Annotated in this window: 22 protein-coding genes and 1 pseudogene; 17 read left to right on the forward strand and 6 right to left on the reverse strand. The window is 44.7% G+C overall.

The genetic code is table 11. The features are described from left to right. Positions 1-12: 12 nt before the first annotated feature. The 6 genes from AC58U0_RS26430 (at position 13) to AC58U0_RS26455 (ending at position 8,712) form a co-directional block, all read left to right on the forward strand. A complete protein-coding gene (locus AC58U0_RS26430) occupies positions 13-2,076 on the forward strand; it encodes a peptidoglycan D,D-transpeptidase FtsI family protein (RefSeq protein WP_497381866.1) in 2,064 nt (687 codons plus the stop codon). A 73-nt stretch (positions 2,077-2,149) separates the two neighbouring features. Next, positions 2,150-3,430 (forward strand): hemolysin family protein, encoded by a 1,281-nt coding sequence (locus AC58U0_RS26435; protein ID WP_497381867.1) that lies wholly within the window; start codon positions 2,150-2,152, stop codon positions 3,428-3,430. 372 nt (positions 3,431-3,802) lie between these two features. After that, positions 3,803-5,677: an asparagine synthase (glutamine-hydrolyzing) gene (gene asnB, locus AC58U0_RS26440; protein WP_497381868.1), complete on the forward strand. Its 1,875-nt coding sequence runs from the start codon at positions 3,803-3,805 to the stop codon at positions 5,675-5,677. A gap of 37 nt (positions 5,678-5,714) precedes the next feature. Next, positions 5,715-6,449 (forward strand): Cof-type HAD-IIB family hydrolase, encoded by a 735-nt coding sequence (locus tag AC58U0_RS26445; RefSeq protein WP_497381869.1) that lies wholly within the window; start codon positions 5,715-5,717, stop codon positions 6,447-6,449. Positions 6,450-6,525: 76 nt separating this feature from the next. After that, positions 6,526-7,005 (forward strand): DUF456 domain-containing protein, encoded by a 480-nt coding sequence (locus tag AC58U0_RS26450; RefSeq protein WP_497381870.1) that lies wholly within the window; start codon positions 6,526-6,528, stop codon positions 7,003-7,005. A gap of 33 nt (positions 7,006-7,038) precedes the next feature. Then, positions 7,039-8,712, forward strand: a complete 1,674-nt coding sequence (locus AC58U0_RS26455; RefSeq protein WP_497381871.1) for a putative polysaccharide biosynthesis protein — start codon at positions 7,039-7,041, stop codon at positions 8,710-8,712. Positions 8,713-8,728: 16 nt separating this feature from the next. Here AC58U0_RS26455 and AC58U0_RS26460 read toward each other — a convergent pair whose 3' ends face one another. After that, complete coding sequence (locus AC58U0_RS26460) at positions 8,729-9,997, reverse strand: DUF2515 family protein (RefSeq protein WP_497381872.1); 1,269 nt, start codon at positions 9,995-9,997, stop codon at positions 8,729-8,731. Between the two features lie 254 nt (positions 9,998-10,251). On the opposite strand from AC58U0_RS26460, the gene AC58U0_RS26465 reads away from it, so the two are divergent. The 4 genes from AC58U0_RS26465 to AC58U0_RS26480 are packed head-to-tail and all read left to right on the forward strand — an operon-like array spanning position 10,252 to position 13,443. Continuing rightward, complete coding sequence (locus tag AC58U0_RS26465; RefSeq protein ID WP_057307568.1) at positions 10,252-10,629, forward strand: GntR family transcriptional regulator; 378 nt, start codon at positions 10,252-10,254, stop codon at positions 10,627-10,629. 55 nt (positions 10,630-10,684) lie between these two features. Further along, positions 10,685-11,374, forward strand: coding sequence for an ABC transporter ATP-binding protein (locus tag AC58U0_RS26470; RefSeq protein ID WP_497381873.1), 690 nt, complete (start codon positions 10,685-10,687; stop codon positions 11,372-11,374). Next, entirely contained in the window at positions 11,371-12,204 is an 834-nt protein-coding gene (locus AC58U0_RS26475; RefSeq protein ID WP_497381874.1) for a hypothetical protein, read from the forward strand. The genes AC58U0_RS26470 and AC58U0_RS26475 overlap by 4 nt, the downstream gene beginning before the upstream one ends. Before the next feature lie 12 nt (positions 12,205-12,216). Further along, positions 12,217-13,443, forward strand: a complete 1,227-nt coding sequence (locus AC58U0_RS26480) for a hypothetical protein (RefSeq protein ID WP_497381875.1) — start codon at positions 12,217-12,219, stop codon at positions 13,441-13,443. Between the two features lie 369 nt (positions 13,444-13,812). Here AC58U0_RS26480 and AC58U0_RS26485 read toward each other — a convergent pair whose 3' ends face one another. The 3 genes from AC58U0_RS26485 to AC58U0_RS26495 all read right to left on the reverse strand — a co-directional run bounded on the left by AC58U0_RS26485 (position 13,813) and on the right by AC58U0_RS26495 (position 15,342). Beyond that, positions 13,813-14,184 carry a hypothetical protein gene (locus AC58U0_RS26485; protein WP_497381876.1) on the reverse strand — a complete coding sequence of 124 codons (372 nt, stop codon included), beginning with the start codon at positions 14,182-14,184 and terminating at the stop codon, positions 13,813-13,815. Positions 14,185-14,297: 113 nt separating this feature from the next. Then, positions 14,298-14,489, reverse strand: a complete 192-nt coding sequence (locus tag AC58U0_RS26490) for a type II toxin-antitoxin system antitoxin (RefSeq protein ID WP_497381877.1) — start codon at positions 14,487-14,489, stop codon at positions 14,298-14,300. A 13-nt stretch (positions 14,490-14,502) separates the two neighbouring features. After that, positions 14,503-15,342: an SPFH domain-containing protein gene (locus AC58U0_RS26495; protein ID WP_497381878.1), complete on the reverse strand. Its 840-nt coding sequence runs from the start codon at positions 15,340-15,342 to the stop codon at positions 14,503-14,505. A gap of 164 nt (positions 15,343-15,506) precedes the next feature. Here AC58U0_RS26495 and AC58U0_RS26500 point away from each other — a divergent pair, with 164 nt between their 5' ends. Next, a complete protein-coding gene (locus tag AC58U0_RS26500; protein ID WP_497381879.1) occupies positions 15,507-15,851 on the forward strand; it encodes a thioredoxin family protein in 345 nt (114 codons plus the stop codon). Between the two features lie 93 nt (positions 15,852-15,944). Here AC58U0_RS26500 and AC58U0_RS26505 read toward each other — a convergent pair whose 3' ends face one another. Further along, positions 15,945-16,466, reverse strand: coding sequence for a general stress protein (locus AC58U0_RS26505; protein ID WP_497381880.1), 522 nt, complete (start codon positions 16,464-16,466; stop codon positions 15,945-15,947). 245 nt (positions 16,467-16,711) lie between these two features. On the opposite strand from AC58U0_RS26505, the gene AC58U0_RS26510 reads away from it, so the two are divergent. The 5 genes and pseudogenes from AC58U0_RS26510 (at position 16,712) to AC58U0_RS26530 (ending at position 20,580) form a co-directional block, all read left to right on the forward strand. After that, on the forward strand, positions 16,712-17,611 hold the full coding sequence (locus AC58U0_RS26510; RefSeq protein ID WP_057307737.1) for a COX15/CtaA family protein: 900 nt from the start codon (positions 16,712-16,714) through the stop codon (positions 17,609-17,611). A gap of 209 nt (positions 17,612-17,820) precedes the next feature. After that, a pseudogene (locus AC58U0_RS26515) lies at positions 17,821-18,084 on the forward strand (4-hydroxybenzoate decarboxylase); the annotation flags it as partial. Further along, on the forward strand, positions 18,081-19,034 hold the full coding sequence (locus AC58U0_RS26520; RefSeq protein ID WP_497381881.1) for a DMT family transporter: 954 nt from the start codon (positions 18,081-18,083) through the stop codon (positions 19,032-19,034). The pseudogene AC58U0_RS26515 and the gene AC58U0_RS26520, both read left to right, overlap by 4 nt. Before the next feature lie 36 nt (positions 19,035-19,070). Further along, positions 19,071-19,781: a Cthe_2314 family HEPN domain-containing protein gene (locus AC58U0_RS26525; protein WP_497381882.1), complete on the forward strand. Its 711-nt coding sequence runs from the start codon at positions 19,071-19,073 to the stop codon at positions 19,779-19,781. A 7-nt stretch (positions 19,782-19,788) separates the two neighbouring features. Continuing rightward, entirely contained in the window at positions 19,789-20,580 is a 792-nt protein-coding gene (locus AC58U0_RS26530; protein ID WP_497381883.1) for an SDR family oxidoreductase, read from the forward strand. Positions 20,581-20,645: 65 nt separating this feature from the next. On the opposite strand, the gene AC58U0_RS26535 is transcribed toward AC58U0_RS26530, so the two are convergent. Continuing rightward, on the reverse strand, positions 20,646-20,891 hold the full coding sequence (locus AC58U0_RS26535) for a NifU family protein (protein WP_056829608.1): 246 nt from the start codon (positions 20,889-20,891) through the stop codon (positions 20,646-20,648). A gap of 95 nt (positions 20,892-20,986) precedes the next feature. Between AC58U0_RS26535 and AC58U0_RS26540 the strand changes: the two genes are divergently transcribed. Then, complete coding sequence (locus AC58U0_RS26540) at positions 20,987-21,241, forward strand: YuzB family protein (RefSeq protein WP_047681593.1); 255 nt, start codon at positions 20,987-20,989, stop codon at positions 21,239-21,241.

Genomic DNA, 21,241 nt, shown 5'->3' on the forward strand with positions numbered 1-21,241 from the left:
ATCTGAGAAGTGATGAAATCATCCATTATGGATGATCCGAAGAAAAAAGAAATTACCAAAAAACGGCACTTTTCGTTTCGGATCAATATATTTTTCTTTGTCACCTTTTTATTATTTTCGATATTAATCGTACGATTGGCCATCTTACAATTCGTTCAAGCCAAAGATCTTAAAGCGGCGGAAAATACGAATACGAATCAGACAACGAGTATCGCCCCTATTCGAGGCAATATCTATGACTCTACAAAATCTCCTCTGGCTTATACAATTCCTGTTCAGTCCTTGTTTTTCCGTATTGAACCAGGTCAACAAAACAAGGATGAAGTGATTGCGCTTGCTCAGCGGCTAAAAGTAGATGTTTTTGATAAATATGCCAAACCGAATTCGGTCAGCCCTACTCCGGAAGAGATCGTTCTAGCGATGGATTTAGGTTACGATATCAATAAGAATAAAGTGAAAGACCCAAGTTACTACTGGGTTCCGCGGCGGATTAAAGCCGATTTGTCCAAGGGGGAAATGGCCTATTTACTAGAGCACCGAGATGAATTTAAGTGGCTAGAAGTGACGGAGGAGAGTATCCGTACTTATGAAATGGATGATGATAACAAGACCACGATAGCCACACATTTGGTTGGATATTTGAAATCATTTTCTACACAAACGGCCAAAGATATTTATAAAGACAGCCCAAATAGCGAAGAATACCTGAACTCAGAAAATGTAGGATTTGACGGCATTGAACGCTTGTATCAGGATGAGCTGCGCGGTAAAAATGGGAGTAGGAAATATCCCGTCAACGCGGCTATGAAAATTATCGGAAGAGCCGAAGTGACAGCGCCTGTCAAAGGGAATAATCTATACCTGTCGATTAATAAAGATATTCAGAAGGCTACCGAGAGAATACTAGAGGATCATATCAAATATTTACGCAGCCCGACTCATGCCAATGATCTGTATATGAAAACAGGGATGAAGGCCTCCTCTGGCTTTGCCGTTGCGATGGAAGTGGATACAGGGCGTGTCGTTACGATGGCGAACTATCCGGATTACGATGCTAATGCATGGACCGGAGGGATTTCGCCGGATATTTACAAAGAAATTGGTACGTATATTTCCAATGGATCTATCATGACAGCTAAATCCAAATATCCAGATGAGAAAGAGAATGCGAAGCATCCGTCTTCCATTGTTTTTATGGGTTCGACCATTAAGCCTTTGTCGGTATTAATTGGACTTAAGGAGAAATTATTCGGCGCTTATGAGAACTATTACGATTCAGGATCGTTTAGTTTTGGTAAGGGCGGGTCTAGTACCATTACAAACTCGGGGAAAGCAGCTTACGGATATATTAATGCTTCTGGGGCTATTGAACACTCTTCTAACACGTATATGTCCGAGAAAGTGGGCATTCCCTTCTATTTGAAATATGGAGGAGAATCACCAAAGGTCACAGCGAAATGGGCCGAATACCTTGCGAAATTTGGCATGGGCGTGAAAACAGGAAGCGGTCTTCCAGGTGAATTCGCAGGTTCTAATGATTTCATTAAAAATGCCCAAAAAGACAGTTACCAATCAGCAATGGTCTACGCTTCATGGGGACAAAATGAAAAAACGACGACGCTGCAGCTTGCTCAATATACAGCTACATTGGCTAGTCGCGGGAAACGTATGAAGCCTCTTTTTGTAGATGAAATTCGAGATTACCAAGGTGAATTAGTTAAAAAAGTTGAGCCAGAGGTTATTGAGGATTCCTCCTCTGAATTTTCTAAAGAAGATTGGAATACCATTATCCATGGTATGAAAAGTGGCGCCGAGGGCATTGATGAATTACCGTATAATGTAGCACGCAAAACAGGTACATCCACGCAAGCAGTTTCGGGAGGCACGGTAGAAAATGCTGTGTTTATCGCATTCGCTCCTGTAGAGAATCCAAAGCTAGCCGTAGCTGTTGTTGTGCCAGAAGGCGGATTCGGACGCTACGGGGCATCCCCGATAGCAGCCAAAATTTTTCAGGCATATGATGCGGCGAACGACGGTATTCTGACGAAGCTCGGCGGCGGGAAAAGGCCGTGGTAATAGGACTGAAAATTAGCCTGTAAGGGTTAGGTGATAATGATCCCGAACAACTACAAGCTGAAGGAAGGTAACTATGCTAATCAACTTGTTCTTAATCGTAATACTTATCCTGCTCACCGCTTTTTTTGTCGCTACAGAATTCGCTGTTATTCGAATTCGCCCCAGTAGAGTGGATCAAATGGTAATGGAAGGTAAGAAAAATGCCCTTGCTGTACAAACGGTTACCTCTAATTTAGATGGATACTTGTCAGCTTGTCAGCTTGGCATCACGATTACGGCCTTGGGACTTGGTTGGCTAGGTGAACCGACGGTGGAGAAGCTTCTCAACCCATTGTTCCATGTGATAGGAGTAGGAGAAAGCTTAGCTCATATTTTATCATTTAGTATCGCATTTCTATCCATTACGTATCTCCATGTTGTACTCGGTGAACTAGCGCCAAAAACGTTAGCCATCCAAAAGGCAGAAGTCATATCTTTACTAACAGCCCCTGTCATTATTTTATTTTATAAAATCATGTATCCATTCATTTGGCTGTTGAATGGGTCGGCGAACAAGCTGGTAAGGATTTTTGGCATTAAATCTGCAAGTGAGCATGAAGAAGCACACTCGGAAGAGGAGATTCGTATTATTTTATCGGATAGTTATCAGAGCGGTAAAATAAATAAGACAGAGTTTCGTTATGTGAATCGAGTCTTCTCGTTTGATGAACTGTTGGCTCGCGAAATTATGGTGCCGCGGACAGATATGATTTGCCTGTATGCTAATAAATCACTGGAAGAAAATATGGGTATTATTACGAAAGAACAATATACTCGCTTTCCAGTTGCGAAAGAAAACAAAGATGATATTATTGGGTTCGTCAACACCAAGCAGTTTTTCTTGAGTTACATTAGTAACCCGGATTTTAATTTTAAATCCTTGCTTCAACCGATGATGACCGTTCCGGAAGTTATGCCAGTTAAAGCTCTTCTTAAAAAAATGCAGCAAGAAAATGTTCATATTGCACTGCTTTTGGATGAGTACGGGGGGACTTCAGGTCTAATAACGATTGAGGATATCTTGGAGGAAATTGTTGGGGAAATTCGTGATGAATTTGATAAAGACGAAAAGAAAGAAATAGAGTCTTTAGGAGAAAATCATTATGAAGTGGATGGTACCGTCTTATTGAATGAAGTCAATCATGTAGTAGGAGCAGACATTATTGATGAGAATGTAGACTCGATTGGTGGTTGGTTATATGGTAAGCAACCGGAGCTGCAAATAGGTCAAGAGTGGAAATACGGGTCATTGACATTTATTGTGCGTGAAAGAGATGCCAATCGAATCCGTAAAATTGAAATTATCAAACAGTAATCGATATTGGTGACTAGTAAAGGGGGGATCTGCGGAAGCAGGTCCTTTTTCTATGCCTATTCATACAGCAAACAAGTGCAGGAACCGTTTGGCACCCTTGAGCATATCCTAGTGTAGGGGAAGGAACATTTCCTACCCCAAAAGTTGCACAAGGCAAACTTTTATGCGCAGAGGAAAGGTGGAGGAAGGCATGAAAAAAACCAGGTTATCAGCTTCATTAAAGCGACTTCTGATTTCCATCATTTTTCTATAGGATACAGCGCTTTCACGTACTTTCATCGCATTTCCAGAATGACGGACAGATATGGTATACTAATATATCGGTTGTCGAATAGAAAGATTGATGAATGGTACGGAGGAGTGAGTTTCACCATGTGTGGTATTACGGGTGTGATGTATTTTGAAGATAGAGAACCAACCACTGCAATGTTGCAGCAAATGACAGATGTTATTGTTCATCGGGGGCCGAACGATTCCGGTTTTTGGACGGATAATCGTATTGGTCTTGGCTTTCGCCGCTTGTCTGTTATTGACCTGAAAGAAGGGCATCAGCCTTTGGCTAATGAGGATGATTCTGTCTGGATCATTTTCAACGGGGAAATTTATAATTATAAAGCCCTGCGCAGCATGCTGCAGGAGCGCGGGCATCAATTCCGCACGCAAAGTGATACGGAGGTTATCGTTCACCTCTATGAGGAGTATGGAGAGGAATGCGTCAAATACATGCGCGGCATGTTTGGCTTCGTTATTTGGGACAAGAAAAAGAAGCAGCTGTTCGGAGCGAGAGACCACTTCGGCATTAAGCCGTTTTACTATCATGTCAATGACCGCCAGTTCTTGTTCGGCTCCGAAATTAAGAGCCTGCTGGCTGCAGACGGCATGAATCGGTTGATCCACACGGACAGCTTGCTGAACTATTTGACCTTTCAATACGTACCGGAGCCTAACACGATGTTCCATGGCATTCATAAGCTTCCACCAGGGCATACGGTCAAAATCACGTTTGACGGAGAAATGTCGATACATAAGTATTGGGATCCCATGTTTGAGCCGGAGGATCGTCCGTTTGACTATTATGTAGAGCAAATTCGGGAAACATTGAAGGATTCGGTCAAACTCCACATGGTCAGTGATGTGGATCGGGGCTGCTTCTTGTCGAGCGGGATTGACTCGACGGCGATTGCTACACATATGCGGAATATCGAACCGATCCGCACGTTCTCCGTTGGCTTCGAAGGCGCCAACAATGAAACGCCGATTGCCGCCCAAACGGCTGCGGCACTCGGCACAGAGCATTACGACAAAATCATCACGCAGGATGATTTCTTCGGCACGATGCCGAAAGCGATCTGGCACCAGGACGAGCCTGTCGCCGATCCTTCGGCCATTGCCCTTTATCACGTGGCGAAGCTTGCGCGCGAGCACGTGACGGTTGTACTGTCCGGCGAAGGCGCGGACGAGCTATTCGGCGGCTACCGCATTTATCGCGAGCCGCAATCCTTGCGTCCGATCGACCAGCTGCCGACATCGGTGAAGCGCATGCTGAACCGCTTTGCCCGGATGCTGCCAAGCAGTGTGAAGGGCCGCAACTACTTGCTGCGCGGCACGACACCGCTTGAGGAGCGTTTCCTCGGCAACGCCAAAATTTTCTCCGAGGATATGAAAGCCGAGGTGCTGCGCCTTGATAATGAGATGCTGCGCGCCTATAAGAATCCCGTGCAAATTGCTGGCGATTATTACAGCAAGACGAAGCATCTTGATCCAGTGAGCCGGATGCAGTATATCGACATGAATCTATGGATGCCTGGCGATATTCTGATGAAGGCTGACAAGATGACGATGGCACACTCACTCGAGCTGCGTGTTCCTTTCCTCGATAAGGAACTGTTCGAAGTGGCACGCCGCATTCCGGCAAAGTACCGAATCGCGAATGGAACGACGAAGTACATATTCCGCAAGGCGATGGAAGGTATCATTCCTGATCCCATCCTGAACCGTCCGAAGCTGGGCTTCCCAGTACCGCTGCGCGATTGGATGAAAGGCTCTATGGGCGATATGGTTTTGGAGCAAATTAAGTTCAGCGGGATAGAGGATTATATTAACATCAACGCTGTGGAGCGCATGCTGCATAAGCATCGTAATAATCAGGGCGACTATGCTCGACGCATTTGGACCATCTATATATTTGCCCTCTGGCATGTGACATTCATGGAAGAACTGCCTAAGAAAGTGCTTGCTGCTTACTAGATCTACTAATGACGTAGAGACAGGGGATGGGAAAACCGTGGGATCTTATAAATTAATCGCCCTCGATATGGATGGCACCTTGCTGGACGATGACAAAAAAATATCAGTTGAAAACCGAGAAGCGATTCAAGAAGCCACAAAAGCGGGTAAGATCGTTATTATGTCTACAGGACGCGGAGCTGTAAGTGCCATGCCGTATATTCAGGAGCTGGGGCTTAACTCACCGCTTGTCGTGGTCAATGGGAGTGAAGTATGGGAGTCTCCGTCTAAATTGCTGAAGAGGACCCTGCTTCCAGTTGACACTGTACGTAATTTGCATAGTCTAGCTCAAATGCATGATTGTTGGTGGTGGGCTTATTCGGTGCAAGGTGTGTTCAATCGCGAGAGCGAAACCATGGACATTGACAGCCAAGAATGGCTGAAATTCGGTTATTTCACTGAAAATATGGAGAAATTGCAGCAAATCCGGGACATCGTAGAAGGATGGGGAACACTTGAAATAACGAATTCCCATCCCTCTAATATTGAACTTAACCCATTAGGCATTAGTAAGGCGAGCGGTGTGGAGACTGTATGTCAGCTTCTAGGCATTAGCATGTCTGAAGTCATTGCGATGGGGGATAGTGAGAACGACATCGCGATGATTCGTGAAGTAGGTCTTGGTGTAGCTATGGGCAATGCACAGGATGAAGTGAAGCGTATTGCGGACATTACGACCGTTACCAACAATGAACATGCCATTGCTAAAGTAATTCGCACCTATATGTTGTAGAAGTAGAAGTAGAAGTAGAAGTGAAGTGAAGTGAAGTGAAGTGATAAACCATCTTGGATTGGAGGAGATGCGATTTATGATCACCTTAGGCTGGACATTAGTTATCCTTTTATTTGTAGTGGGCATGATTGGTGCGGTTTATCCGGTGCTGCCTGGTGTGTTAGCGATTTATGGAGCTTTTTTCATCTATGGTTGGTTGATCAGCTTTGAGCCGTTCGGATTCTGGTTCTGGCTTATCCAATCCTTGATTGTCATTATCATCATGGTGGCCGATTACGCAGTAGGTGCGCTAGGGGTAAAGAAGTTTGGAGGCTCTAGGGCTGCTATCATCGGAAGTACAATTGGTCTTATCATTGGGCCTTTTGTTATTCCAGCTTTCGGCTTAATCATTGGGCCCTTCTTAGGCGCAGTGATTGGTGAAATCATCATAGGTACGTCGTGGAAAAAGGCGATAAGTGCCGGTGTCGGCTCTGTACTCGGTTTCTTTGCAAGCAGTGCGGTGAAAATTGCGCTTCAGCTAGCGATGATTATTATCTTTTTTATCTGGGTTTTTTAATGGAATGAATACTGTAAGAGAGTAGGAACGGACTTGACGAAGGAAACCAAAGATTCTCTAGTAAAAGGGACGCTCATTCTCACCGTGGCCGCGCTAATAGCGCGGTTTCTCGGCGTTTTCCAGCGAATTCCGCTGGTACACTTGCTTCATGAGGAAGGAATGGGCAGTTATTCCATTGCTTTTAATCTATATTCGATCTTACTTGTTGTAGCAACAGCCGGTATCCCAAGCGCACTAAGCAAAATGGTGTCCGAGAAGTATGCGATCGGAAGACCTGCAGAAGCACAGCGGATTTATCACGCGGCCATATGGTTTGCAGTCGTTGCGGGAGTCGTAATGACGGCGATTCTATATGTCTTTGCACCGATCTATGCCGAGAACATTTCACATGGTGGACCGGATGCCACCCTAGCTACTCGCGCTATAGCGCCAGCTATGCTGTTCTTCCCGCTTATTGCCATTATGCGGGGCTATTTCCAAGGTAGACAAAACATGATGCCTAACGGAATTTCACAGGTTGTGGAACAAGTATTCAGACTCGTAACCTCAATCGGACTCGCATTTATTTTATTGAACATCAGCTTAGGTTGGGGAGTTGCGGGTGCATCTTTTGGAGGGGTCATGGGCGGGATTGCGGCACTTGCCGTTATGCTTTACTATGCTTTGAAGCTGAAGCGTAGAGATGCGCAATCGAACATAGCGGCCGAGCAGATAGCTGCGGGAAGCACGCAATCGACACAATCACATACGCCAGTTCGATATAGTGAAATCTATCGCAGCTTACTGAAGCTTTCGATTCCTATCGTTATTTTCTCAGTGACGGTTACACTTGTGTATGCGATCGATACCTCGATCATTATCCCGCTCTTAGAAGGGACCATTGGCAGAAGCGAAGCGCTTGGGCTTGTTGGTATTATAGGAGGACGTGCCCAGTCCCTGGCGGGAATTCCGATTATTTTGGCCATCGCGCTTAGCCAATCGGTCGTTCCCATCATCTCAGCAGCCTATTCACGCAAAGATTTGAAACAGGTTGGCCACCAGACAACAAGGGTGCTTCAACTCTCGATACTTTCTGGGTTACCGGCCGTATTGGTGATCGCCATTGCTGCCCGTCCATTAGACTTCTTCATGTTCGGGCATGAGGATACCGCTTTTGGCATGAGCCATGGACCTCACATGATTTCACTGCTCACATTAGGAGCTATGTTTCAAATTGTGATGCAGACATCGGGCGCTGTCCTTATGGGCATGGGCCGAATGAAACCGCTGATGTTGCATGTTGCCGTTGGTATTGCGGTCAAACTAGCTGGTAGCTTCTTACTTGCGCAGTGGTTTGGCATCTATGGAATCATCGGCTCAACGGGTCTTTGTTTTATTGTCATGTCTTGGCTCAATTTACGGTCGCTTCGTAAAGAAGTCGACTTTACGATCCTTGGACGTCGTTTCATCGGATTACTGTTTTCCATCGTTGTCATAGGTATCCTTGGTCTAGGGGCAGAGTGGCTCACACATACGTATGTGCATCCAACTAGCTGGTATCGGCTAAATGAAGGAATAAATGCAGTACTTGTTTGTGGCTTCTCGGTTGCCTTGTATCCATTGATGCTGATGGTAACACGTGTTGTAACGAAGGACGATGTGAAAAACTTCCCTTCCCCTGTGCAAAAGCTAATCGGCAAAGTGAGTCGTCTTATCAAACGTTCCTAGCCATAGCCAAGCTGAGTCACCGAATCACTTTCTTAATCGCTTGGGCAGCTACAATGCCTAACTCAATCTTGCTTAAACCAAAGTACACTTCTTTCGTTAAATCATAAGGAATCGGTACAGGAATGGAGCGCATATGCACCAGCGGCTCCTTCACACTCTTGAACCAGTCACCGGGCTCTACAGGGGCCAAGCTCCTGTCAGGCCATACCGATGTAAGCTTAGGACTATAAAACGGCTGTGTCCCTTTCTTAAGGGCGCTGCCATCCAGCCTCTCCTGATATTTCATATCGGGAGGGGTTTTTCTAATTTGGGCAAACAGGTGTGGCCAGTAATCGGAACGTGATCCAGTATGGGGAGTTGCGGCCGCAAATCTAAGCACGCCTTGAAGTACTTCCGGTGCTCCGAAGAGTATCGCATACAAGCTTTTTCCGAATTCGATGCGTTCTGTTAAGCTAGTGAAATTCTCAAGTACAAGTCCAGCCAGATGCGGCTGAGGTGCGTGGGTTTGGTCGGAAGCGGGAAAAAAAGGAAACCCGATTTGATTCAATTGTAACCATGCTTGTGTTTTGAACAAAGGCGTATTCAACACGTTCTGCTGAATCTGCTTATTCTTTACGATTCGTTGTTCGATGTAGTTTTGTTCATTAACAATAAGTGCAATCGTTAGGGCGGCCGATTCTTGATTCGTCCAGAAGTCGCTCCAAACAGGGACCATCCAGGACGAAATATTCATATGCGGCAGGAGGTGAAACAAACTCATCTTTCGCTTCTTGCTTTCGCCGTAGAGCAGTAGTTGAGGATAAGCATCTTGAAAAATAAGGCCGTTCGCTCGTTCCAGAAAAGCAAATAGATGCTGAGCCAATTCATTGCTTATCAAATGTGGCAGCAGTTCCCCGCGAAGATCGGTCATGCACCAGCCCCCGTTGCGTGAAACCATATGGGCAAGCAGTGCCCAGTGAAGCTCCGGGTTATCCTGATAACAAGACCAATACGCGTTAGTTCGTGTCACATTATTTCGATTTTCCCGCTGGGTTCGTTCCTTAATTCGATGCACAATCGCCCTCTCATCTGTGGAGAGAGGTGAATTTACAACACCGCTTTGCTGCAGATCTAATTGATGTTTTAAGCCCTTTTCCAGCCTCCCTATGAATGCTGTCGTGACAGGAATTTCATCCAAAGGATCAACTATTTTAGCAGAGGAATGCAAAAGAAGCGATGCTTGCTGCTTGAACAGCTGTGCAACTGCGTTCGGCAGTCCTCTCATTTTGCTTAGAACACCTTTCATGTTCTTACCTCTTGGTTTAACTGTTCCTCCCAACACCAATTACCTCCCCGACCTTCAACGAATCATTGCTTCTAGTGTTTGCTTATTCACTTACAGGTATGTGGGAACGCGGCCAATTATGGCTATGGCTTCCAATCATCTCTTGACAGAATAAGTGTATGAAGTGTATAGTACACTTCAAGATGTATGAACCAGTTAATACACACACTAAATTTATCCAGTTTTACTAAGGAAGGGACATAGGAGATGGGTAGATGAACATTACGTTTAACAACCGCGATCCGGTTTATCTGCAAGTTGTGAAGTACTTTAAAGAAGAAATCGCCACAGGCAAGCTAGCTTCAGGACAGGAGATTCCGTCTAGGCGCGAATTGGCGGGGTTGCTTCAGATCAATCCCAATACAGCACAAAGAGCTTACAAAGAGATGGAGGAACAGAAGTTGATTACAACCGAAGGAAATTCCCCTAGCCGAATTACGACGGATGGACGAATTTTGAATTCGATTCGTGAAGAGCTCATACAGGAGGCTGTTGAAGTATTTGTCCAATCCATTAAGAAAATCGAGCTGCCAACGGATGAACTGCTTCGCTTTGTGAAAGAGAAGTATGAATCGGAGCGTGCTAGAGGGTAATGCCGCATGTTTACGAAGATTTTTTTGTTAAGCAACACTCGAAGGAGGTCAACAAATGATCGAAGTAGATAAGATCGTTAAGAAATACGGCAGGAAAAGAGTGCTGGATGAAGTTTCATTCATGGCTGAGAAAGGCCAAATCACTTGTCTTATTGGCATAAATGGCGTCGGTAAATCAACCATTATGAAATCCATCATGGGGTTAACACCCATAAGCAGCGGTCAGATTCGGATTGACGGTCAGCTTTTAGATAAACACACGTACGAGAAGGTTGTTTTTATTCCTGATACATTGACCATGCCTACCCATTTAAGAATTGCAGAGGCAATGCAGTTTATGCAGGATTTCTATTCGAATTGGAACAGTAAACGAGCGCAGGAGCTTCTAACTTTTTTTAAGCTTAAAGCCGAAGATCGGATAGGCAGCCTATCCAAAGGGAATTCAGCTAAAGCCAATCTACTGCTTGGTCTATCGCTTGATGCTGATTATTTACTTATGGACGAGCCTTTTTCTGGGATTGATATCTTTAGCAGGGAGGAGATCACGGACGTTTTCACCAGTCATCTCGTCGAGGACCGCGGAGTCCTGATAACGACACATGAAATCCACGATATCGAGCACTTGATTGATAAGGTTGTTCTACTCGATCAGGGCCGAGTGATGAAGCAGTTTTATGCGGAGGAGATGCGTTCCAAGGAAGGCAAGTCTGTTGTAGATGTCATGAGAGAGGTGCATCTGGCATGAATCGTTATGGTAAACTGCTGAATTGGGAAATCGTCCGATTTAGCAAATTTTATGGCGCATTATTACTAATAACGCTGCTTTCGCAATTTTTCGGCATATGGTTAGAGGCGAATAGCTACATGAATAGGGCTGAAGAATTGATGGATAGGAATTCGATTTCAGCTATCCAGTATGCAGCGCAGTACGGTAAGATCAGTATTTCAAATGGCTATCAATCTATTTGGTTTGAAGGCCCCATTAGTCTGTGTGCTGCGACGCTCATCCTATATATATTTCTGATTTGGTATAAGGAATGGTTTGGTAAAAGTACGTTTGCCTATCGACTTCTCATGCTCCCCACATCCAAAATGAATGTATATCTGGCCAAATTAAGTGCCATTGTTCTGTTCGTATTAGGGCTTGTAGCCTTTCAATTAATGTTGATTCCTATTCAAATGGCCGTATTTGACGCAATGATTCCCGGTGAATTCAAACAAGCCGTGACCGCCTCGTCTCTAATCCATAGCCATCCTTTTTTGCAAACATTGCTGCCTTCCTTTTTCATTGAATTTGTCCTGTATTACGGAGCAGGTGTGATGGGTGTAGTCGTCATGTTTACAGCGATCTTACTGGAGCGCAGCTTCCGATATAAAGGCATCGCAGCGGGTGTTGTATATTGTGGCGCGGCTCTTCTTTTTATTCTAGTCCCCATTCTACTTGCGGAAGACTGGCTTCAGGGTTACTTGTTCCCCAGCGAGGTTCTCATTCTGCAAATTATCATTGGTATCTGTATCACAGGTCTTTCTTTGTGGCTCAGTTCCTACTTATTACGAAAAAAAGTGACCATATAAGGAGGTGCACCCATGAAACGTTACTGGATACTTGCATTGCTTATTCCGTTTACTGCATTGTCAATTAGTATATATTACGTCACAGCTGCTGAGGATGGTAAGCCAGATTATTATCTGAAAACGCTTGGAGGCGAGGAAAAAGAAGCTTTACCTATGACTGTTCAAGCTCGATATAAAAACGAGAGGGTTGATATTCAAACGAACGGGAGCAGCTATCCAAGCGAACAGCAGTCCTATATGAAAAGATTGGATTCATCCTTCTATTATTTAGAAGAATTAGGTGGTCTACTCGAAGAACATCGCTCCTTCCTGAGAGGGAAAAGGAATGTGAATGCATTTTTTGAAGATGAAAAAGGTATTGCATACGTAGGTTTTGATACGGAGTTCGATTTGGACAAAATTCAATCGGATCTCCTCGACATCTCGTTTTATCAAAAAGGAACGAAAAAAAGCGAATCCTTCCAGGTGAAGGTGCAGAAGAATAAAGATGAGTACGTCAGTATCTTGGATGTTCAGGTAAAAGAGCGGACGATGAAGCTGATGATATCTCAATATCAGCAGTCAGGTAAATATTCGACACCCAATAATTCAGAATACTATATGTATACACTGGACCTCGATAAGAAGAGTATTGTGGAGAAGAAATTGATTGCAGCCGTTACCTCCCAAGACAAATCGATACGGACAGTAATTACCAATATCTGGTCAAGCGGCTTGATCAAGCCGAGCAACTACGCAATCTTTGATCGAACCTCCTACCAACTAAACGGTACGAAAGAGGATACTGCAGAGGCAAAAAATCAAGGAATCGTGAACCGTAATATTCTTGTTTATGATATATGGAATGGTCAAATGACGACGATTCAAAGCGATCCGGTACATGACATGCTGATGAAGGGAAACGCGGAAAATCTGTCCATTCGATATATTGGCGATGATCTCTATCTTACCTTGTTGTCAGAGTCTTCGGAATCTCGGGTTCTCCAGTACCAGTTAGTGGAGAATAAGCTTAAGCATGACGTCAAGCTTACTCTTCAAGATTGGCAAACACAATGGGGCAGAGCACACAACACCCAAATTGCCAATAATCGTTTATACATGCTCGCTTTAGGAAAGAAAGATCCGGGGGTAGTTATTGCTGACTTAGATACAGGGAAGATCGTGTATCAGGGTGTGATTGAAAGGAAAGACGAATTAGGAAGCAATTGGTTATCATTTGAAAATATATCAGTTAGGTAGCACTATTGCCTAATACTTTATCTGATAGGGAAGGGGCCGTGAGGCCCCTTTTTTCATCATAAAAGTTATTTCGGCTAGGTAGTTACGGATTTTTGCAAGCTAAGTGAGTTTTTGGATATTTATGCATAATTATTTGTTAAATGACTATGTTTTCCTTGCGTTTTTGTGAGAAGTGGGGGTTTAGGAAGGCAAGTTGTACAACGTGCAACAATTTTCTTGATTTCTTCTTGAAAAGCTCAAGATGTTGTATGTTCTACAACAATTTATCCTTTTTATGTGCTATAGATTTTTTATGCATTTACGTTTTGGGTGTAGCGGGGGGTTGCATCAACCTTTACAACACTTTTACCCAAGGTTGGCATAAACCGTTTATTTTAACGATTCCGGCTTGCTGTTGATATTCTGGTATTCCGGTAAATCCCCCAGATTCATAGCTTCAATATGCTTCTTGGTTTCAGGCGTACCTAGCTGGTATACAAGAAAATAAATATCCTTAAGCTGTTCATCATAAGCGCGGTTTTTCATGTCCTGGTCTTTTTCCGGGAACGCCTCATACGGTGTACTTGCCCGTTTCACCAATTGCTTATCTACCAGATTGATTTCTTGAAATTGTTCAGCGAGCCGGAGAAGCTCTGCCTCATCGGCGTGGATCTCGAACTCATAATGGTCTCGAATGAGCCCCTCACTGGCTGGAACGACTTCTTGCCTTCCGACGCTAACCCAATATGTTGTTCTTGGCATGCTGTATCACTCCTTATCTCGTCTTTATTTCTATTTACCCCGAAGTCGATGTCTAGAAACTTTTATAAATTAGAAAAACCTTGCGAGGCTTAATCGCAAGGTCATAATAAAAATCACTCATCCGTCTTTTCCGAATTGGCTTGCTCTGTTCCGGGTTTAATCACACGTCCGGTTCGTTGGAGCGCTTCACGCAGCAAATACTCGATATGACCGTTCACACTGCGGAATTCATCCTCCGCCCAACGCTCCAGAGCCTCGTACAGCTTAGGATCAAGTCGGAGCGGGAAATTTTTCTTAGGAGCCATAGCCCTGGTCCCGTTAGTACAACGAACCGGTATTAATGACCGGGCTCGCTGAGCGGTCCGATACGATCGCAACAAGCAAATTGTTAATCATAGCCGCTTTTCTTTCCTCGTCTAGGTGCAAGCCCTCGGACTCCAACCGAGAGATAGCCATCTGAACCATACCCACAGCGCCATCAACAATAATTTGGCGAGCGGACAAAATAGCAGAAGCCTGCTGTCGTTGAAGCATGGCACTGGCAATTTCAGTCGAATAGGCAAGGTGGGTCAGGCGAGACTCGATGACCTCTACACCTGCTACAGACAGACGCTGCTGCAGTTCAAGGCTAAGTTCAGCGGCAACTTCATCTGCATTGCCCCTAAGTGAGTAGCCTTCGCTTTCAAAACGGTCATAAGGATATTTGCTGGCGACATGACGCAGCGCCGTTTCACTTTGAATTTCAACGAATTTTTCGTAGCTGTCCACATCAAAGAGGGCCTTGTAGGTATCGACTACTTTAAACACGATGACGGCCGCGATCTCGATAGGATTTCCTTCAATATCGTTTACTTTGAGTTTCACACTGTTAAAATTGCGCACCCGCAATGAAATTTTCTTTCTGTTTGAAAAAGGAACAATGAGCCATAAGCCGCTCTTACGAATTGTACCCAAGTAGCTGCCGAAGAAAGTGATGACAGAAGCTTCATTCGGATTAACAGCAGTGATTGTCGAGACGAATATCAGCCCCAGAATAATAAGGATGATGCCCGGCACAATTCGTTCCTGCGTAAGAAGGAAAACGCCAATCCCGCCGCCGATAATAAATAACAATAAACCGAGAAAACCATTTAACGACCAAGCATTCGTTTCTTTCATTCTTGCAGCACCCCTTCAAGGTATATCTTTTTGATATTTATATGATATCACTTTTTACTTTTATTGTAAATCTATTTCAAATAAATCGCAGCCTATCTTTAATCTTGACACAATTGTTTGGACATGCTATAAGTTAATAAATTCTAAGCAGTGAGGTGCTCGTCATGATTAAAGTATCCAATGAACAAGCTTTTCAAGAACAAATCTCGCAGCCCACGTTGACCATTGCTGTATTCAAAGCAAGTTGGTGCAAAGACTGCCACTATATTGAACCCTTCATGCCGGCAGTGGAGCAAGCTTATGCTGGACGTATCACGTTCATCGAGTTAGACCGCGACGAAGTGCCTGATCTTTGTGAGCAGTTGAATATCCTTGGTATTCCAAGTTTTATCGCCTTCCGTGAAGGCCAAGAGCTGGTTCGTTTCGTCAGTAAATTACGCAAAACACGCGAAGAAATTGAGGAGTTCCTGGACCGTGCAATTGAAGTGTCCGATGCGTTAAAGTCGTAAGCACAAAAATCTCTCTTTTGAGTTAAATGGGGTCAAGGTTGACCCCATTTAACCAAAGAGAGATTTTTTGATAACCAAGTATATATTTATGATTTATGATCGATAGCCATACTCAGGGGTATAGGTGTTAGCATTCAGCGATTTGTTATTGCGAAATGTTTCATAGGCTTTATGATCGCGGGTGGAGTCAGATTCGACGAGGACCAGAATTTTCCCATCCTTGACGTAATTATCATAATCTTTGGCCTCATTCTCGGGAATACCTAAACCGATTAAGCCGCCGACGAGGCCGCCTGCACCCGCACCAACGGCTGCGCCGGTCAATGTCGCAACAATAGGGCCGGCTGCTATGATAGGGCCTATACCTGGAATGGCAAGTGCACCTATACCCAGGAGTAATCCCGTAACGCCACCTAATACACCGCCAGCAGCAGCACCGGTTGCTAGTCCTTCTTCCGCTTTGGTTTCTGTTTCATCCTCGATTTGGTTTAAACCCTCGTTATTCCTGCCGATAACTGAGATATCATCTGCTCTGTAGCCTTCTGCCTTGAGTTGGTTAATCACGCGAATGGCTTCTTCTTCCGAATTGAATACTCCAATAATGTGCTTACCCATAGATAAAACCTCCTGCAATCGATTTTGGTTGAACAGCAATAATTTGGTGCTCATCTTTTATTTACCCTCGTCCGAAAAGTTGAAACATTGAATGCCTTATGAACTTCAGGACGGCCTTCCGCGCGGTTTCGGAGCTTTGTAACAATTGCGAATGGATTTGCCTACTTATTACAGCTATAATTGAAAGCGGAGCAACATCATTCGACATGATTAACAGAAGTAATGACATAAAAGTAGGTGCAATCATGCAAAAATTGATTCAAAGATTAGCGAATCTTTCGGCCATTGGCATGTTTCTTATTCTTGCAATGGGTGCCTTAGTTACGAAGGCTGACGCAGGTAGAGGCTGCGGAGATGAGTGGCCCCTGTGTCATGGGACATTCGTCCCGGCACATACGATTTCATCGCTTATTGAGTACAGCCATCGATTGGTCGTCGGCATTGTGACGTTAATCCTGGTTGCTACGTTCATTCTTGTATTTCGTTATGTGAAACGTAGAGATGCCAAATTTTTTATCTCCGCTACGGTATTGATGACGCTCATTCAAGCAGCAATGGGGGCAATGGCTGTCGTATGGCCGCAATCTTCACTCGTCTTGGCCTTACATTTCGGATTATCCTTATTGGCCTTTGCTTTTTCTTTGCTGCTAGCCATTGTTTTTACGCCATGGGGGCAATTCCAGCGTGATACGGCCATTCGCAGCAGTTTTAAAGCCCTTGTATGGATAACGACGATATACAGCTATGTCGTTGTTTATCTGGGTGCATTCGTTCGTCACACGGTTTCATCAGGCGGATGTTCGGGCTGGCCTTTATGCAATGGGGAAGTAGTCCCTGAACTCAGCGGGGCAACGGGCATTGTCTTTACCCACCGTGTAGCGGCATTACTGCTCTTTATATGTATTTTGTTTCTTTACTTACAAGCCAAACGTTATTATCAGGGCTCAGACAAGCTGAGGTTTGGCAGCAAATGGGCGCTAATTTTAGTGTCTCTGCAAGTGTTTAGCGGAGCCGTTGTGACCTGGTCAATGGGGAATGAAGTCGCTTATTTATTTACCGGCATGATTCACGCGGTTATTGTTTCTTGCATGTTTGGATTCTTATGTTATCTCTGCGTACTTACGCTATATGACCGCAAAGCTTAATACCTGACGGACGAGCTACTTGAAAGCACGGCAGGGCTATCTTTGCGGTAGAGGATGCCTTCTGACGCGGAAGGCTATTTCCTTTTTACTTACAATTACTCATCTACAATCCCACAGTCAAAGGTGGAACCTACATGGTACCAACGAATTTACGAGCTTTTCTAGACATTTTGCGCCGCGAAAATCAACTGATTGAAATCTCGGCTCCAGTAGACGAGTGGCCGCTGGTCATCTTAGTGGATGACGCCAGCGGCATCGCGAACGACCAAACCAAATTCTTATGGACCGTGTTCACTCGTTTCAATCCGGCAAGTGACATGTACGCGCAGTCCAGCGTGAATCGTCATCACATCGCCTACGAGGTTCCGATTGTGATTGATGCTCGTATGAAACCGGGATATCCAGAGGAGTTGTTCCCGCGGGAAGATATCGTGGAACTCGTGGATCGCCGTTGGAAGGAATATTTCGTATGAATACGTATCGGTTCCGTTCCTTTTATCCACATGCAGGGTTTGTTCTGGTGTATATCCTTTGGGGCATTAATCTAGCTTCGCTGAAGATTGGGGGAAGAGAGTGGGATTCCCTCGTTTTTAACGGGTTGCGCTTCGCGAGTATGATTCCCTTGCTGTGGGTTTATACTTACTTTTATTATCGATCGCGTTCGCTGAAGATTCAGATTGCCGGTAGAGATCTGCTCCTTATATGCGGGTTAGGCATTCTCAATGCCATTGGCATGGAAGCTCTTCTGCAGTATGCCTTGCAATTCTCTAACTCCGCGAATGGCGCTGTTTTAGGGCGCGGCTTCATGCCCGTCATAACCGTTCTTTTCGCTTTAATAGCCGGTCAAGTGAGGCTCACATGGCGTATCCTGATAGGAATTCCATTAGCTTTATGCAGTGTAATCGTCATTGTCTCAGGCGGGGTTGATGGATTCCATCTTGGAGGCGAAACGTTCCGAGGGGATATTCTATTACTGATGCGCAGTGTTATGGGAGCCATTTATCTCATCGGTATGAATCGACTTGTATTGCGCTATCCGTTGCCGCTGCTGATTTCACTCGAAATGACAGCGGGGGCGCTTTCGCTACTGCCTTTCGTTCTCTGGCGTGCTGACGCCGCCTATTTTGCGGCCATTTCTTCGACAGGCTGGATCAGCTTAATTTATACTTCCTTGATGGCTACTGCCTTAGGATTTTCTATACACAACTGGAGCTTAGCTAAGCTAGGGCCGTTCAAATCCTCTGCTTATGGGTACTTACTTCCTGTAACAGCAGCTATTGCGGGCTACATCTTTTTGCATGAGTCGATTTCCCTGTATCAATGTTTGGGTGGTGTTGGGGTTTTGGCAGCTATGTATTTGGTACAGCGGGATCGTTCACAGAAGGTGAAACAGACCCTAAGCGAACAAACAACAAGTCTATAACCGAACAAATTTGCTAGATGAAAAAGGGGTGTGCCCGTGCTGCGAGTATTGTTCAATGAACCGAAACGAATAGATAGCGGACTTCTTCTAGAAGCCGGCAACGCGGTTAGAACGTATATTGAGCTGTTGGAATCTAAGGAGCATAGCCGCCTAGCCTCAGAGTATCCCAAGTATCATAGACGGGCGATCTGGAGCAAGGGGTTTATCGATGCCTTGGATGAGCTTGAACAGAGCAAATATTGCTGTGAGCGTTACGCTGAGCATATCAGCAAGGCATTCTTGGAGGAAATGAATCCGCAAGAGATCGAAGAATATCATCGATTTGTTTATTTTTATAAAAATGCCTTCATTCGCTTGTTTTCGATCTTGGACAAATTGGGCACGTTTATGAATGATCTATTCGAGCTGCAAACAGAGACGCTTAAGTCTCGTTTCTCGTACTTTACCGTACTGCGCCGAATGCATGAAAAGCATATTCACGGTTCACTAGAGCTCCAGCTTTATAATCTCAAAATGGATTACAAATCGTCGCTAGATCGACTGCGTAATCAACGGAATATGGAGATTCATTATATTAACGCTGAAATGCTGGATGATCTTATGCAAAAAGAGCCGATTCCCGGGGAACGTATTCACGTTGAAAATGTGAAATCAAATGTCGCCGATCTTCAGCAGGGATTTGAAATGGTGTGCCGAACCTTAACAATAGCTTTCTCTTATATTACGGCAAGTATTGCAAAGGGGTAAGAGGACCATGGAATTAAGAGGCCGAACGGTTCTTATTACAGGCAGCGCCAAGGGCCTGGGCAAAATGACCGCGATTACCCTAGCACGGCGGGGTTGTCAAGTTGCTGTCAATTATGTAAATAGTGAAAAAGAAGCTGCTGAGCTCGTCCATCGATTGGAAGATCTGGGTGTTCGCAGCGTGGCCGTCCAAGGGGATGTCGCCAAACGCGATGATATTATACGTATGGTGGAACAAACAACTTCTGCGCTCGGTCCGATTGATATTCTCGTGAATAATGCGGGACCTTTCTTCAGAGAGCGGCGCTTTTTCGCTGATTATAACATCGATGAGATTGAGTATCTGATGCGCGGCAATTTGCTCGGCGTCATGGAGCTTGATCATCTGGTTCTGCCTATGATGCGGGAGAGACGATGGGGGCGAATCATCCATTTTGGATTCGGAAAGGCGGCTGAAGCTAGGGGCTGGACGCATCGCGCCGTATATGCGGCGGCTAAGGTAGGCTTAGTTTCCTTCACGAAGACATTGGCCGAAGAAGAAGCGAGTCATGGGATCACCGTCAATATGATATGTCCTGGCGATATTCGAGGTAAGAACAAAGAACGGACGATGCAAGAAGCGCGTCTGGAGGTAGATGGGGAAACACCGGTAGGAAGACCCGGGACGGGCGAAGATGTGGCTAGAGTCATTGATTTCCTTTGTTTACCTGCATCCGATTTCATTACTGGAAATATAATGGATATTTCTGGTGGGCTCGATCCGATCCAGCCTTTGCCAGTGCTTAACCAGCGTAAAAACTAGCCCTTAATACATAGGCAAAAAGAGCTTACCATAGAGGTAAGCTCTTTCTTATGATATAGTCGTATTTAGAATACCTGTACGACTTCTGTTATGCCTTCAACCTCTTCAACCAATGCGCGTTCAATACCAGCTTTCAACGTGATTGTTGAGCTTGGGCAGCTGCCGCAGGCACCCATCAGTTTCAGCTTCACAATACCGTCTTCTACATCAACGAGATCTACGTCACCGCCATCGCGTTGTAGAAAAGGACGGAGTTTATCTAAAACCTCAAGGACTTCATCATAAATTACTTCTTTTGTTTTTTCAGTCATTTGATTCATCTCCTTTCTTCTATTATTATATTACAATAATGATTAAATGAAAATGGTTTTCAACTTGAATATCAACATAAGGTGGAATTTATATAATGAGACCAATCATTGAGTTTTGTGCCAGTAATATGCATCATGGAACTGATAAAGTCATGAAAGCTTTAGAACAAAATCCTGACTTCGACGTCATGGAATACGGCTGTCTAGGCAATTGCGGACAGTGCTATATGGAACCTTATGCGCTTGTGAATGGCGAAATCATTGCAGCTGAAAGCGCCGATGCTCTTCACGAGCGCATTTTAGACCGTATTAAAGAAATAGAAGCAATGTACGAACTTCTTGGAGACTAA

The organism is Paenibacillus sp. J31P190, from assembly GCF_059692075.1.

Excerpts from the sequence above, each read along its gene's own strand:
- AC58U0_RS26465 (WP_057307568.1), top strand. The coding sequence starts at position 10,252 with ATGAACATTACGTTTAACAACCGCGATCCGGTTTATCTGCAAGTTGTG.
- AC58U0_RS26510 (WP_057307737.1), top strand. The coding sequence starts at position 16,712 with ATGCAAAAATTGATTCAAAGATTAGCGAATCTTTCGGCCATTGGCATG.
- AC58U0_RS26490 (WP_497381877.1), bottom strand. The coding sequence starts at position 14,489 with ATGGCTCCTAAGAAAAATTTCCCGCTCCGACTTGATCCTAAGCTGTAC.
- AC58U0_RS26430 (WP_497381866.1), top strand. The coding sequence starts at position 13 with ATGAAATCATCCATTATGGATGATCCGAAGAAAAAAGAAATTACCAAA.
- AC58U0_RS26470 (WP_497381873.1), top strand. The coding sequence starts at position 10,685 with ATGATCGAAGTAGATAAGATCGTTAAGAAATACGGCAGGAAAAGAGTG.
- AC58U0_RS26530 (WP_497381883.1), top strand. The coding sequence starts at position 19,789 with ATGGAATTAAGAGGCCGAACGGTTCTTATTACAGGCAGCGCCAAGGGC.
- AC58U0_RS26485 (WP_497381876.1), bottom strand. The coding sequence starts at position 14,184 with ATGCCAAGAACAACATATTGGGTTAGCGTCGGAAGGCAAGAAGTCGTT.
- AC58U0_RS26435 (WP_497381867.1), top strand. The coding sequence starts at position 2,150 with ATGCTAATCAACTTGTTCTTAATCGTAATACTTATCCTGCTCACCGCT.
- AC58U0_RS26505 (WP_497381880.1), bottom strand. The coding sequence starts at position 16,466 with ATGGGTAAGCACATTATTGGAGTATTCAATTCGGAAGAAGAAGCCATT.
- AC58U0_RS26460 (WP_497381872.1), bottom strand. The coding sequence starts at position 9,997 with ATGAAAGGTGTTCTAAGCAAAATGAGAGGACTGCCGAACGCAGTTGCA.
- AC58U0_RS26500 (WP_497381879.1), top strand. The coding sequence starts at position 15,507 with ATGATTAAAGTATCCAATGAACAAGCTTTTCAAGAACAAATCTCGCAG.
- AC58U0_RS26480 (WP_497381875.1), top strand. The coding sequence starts at position 12,217 with ATGAAACGTTACTGGATACTTGCATTGCTTATTCCGTTTACTGCATTG.
- AC58U0_RS26475 (WP_497381874.1), top strand. The coding sequence starts at position 11,371 with ATGAATCGTTATGGTAAACTGCTGAATTGGGAAATCGTCCGATTTAGC.
- AC58U0_RS26450 (WP_497381870.1), top strand. The coding sequence starts at position 6,526 with ATGATCACCTTAGGCTGGACATTAGTTATCCTTTTATTTGTAGTGGGC.
- AC58U0_RS26520 (WP_497381881.1), top strand. The coding sequence starts at position 18,081 with ATGAATACGTATCGGTTCCGTTCCTTTTATCCACATGCAGGGTTTGTT.
- AC58U0_RS26495 (WP_497381878.1), bottom strand. The coding sequence starts at position 15,342 with ATGAAAGAAACGAATGCTTGGTCGTTAAATGGTTTTCTCGGTTTATTG.
- asnB (WP_497381868.1), top strand. The coding sequence starts at position 3,803 with ATGTGTGGTATTACGGGTGTGATGTATTTTGAAGATAGAGAACCAACC.
- AC58U0_RS26535 (WP_056829608.1), bottom strand. The coding sequence starts at position 20,891 with ATGACTGAAAAAACAAAAGAAGTAATTTATGATGAAGTCCTTGAGGTT.
- AC58U0_RS26540 (WP_047681593.1), top strand. The coding sequence starts at position 20,987 with ATGAGACCAATCATTGAGTTTTGTGCCAGTAATATGCATCATGGAACT.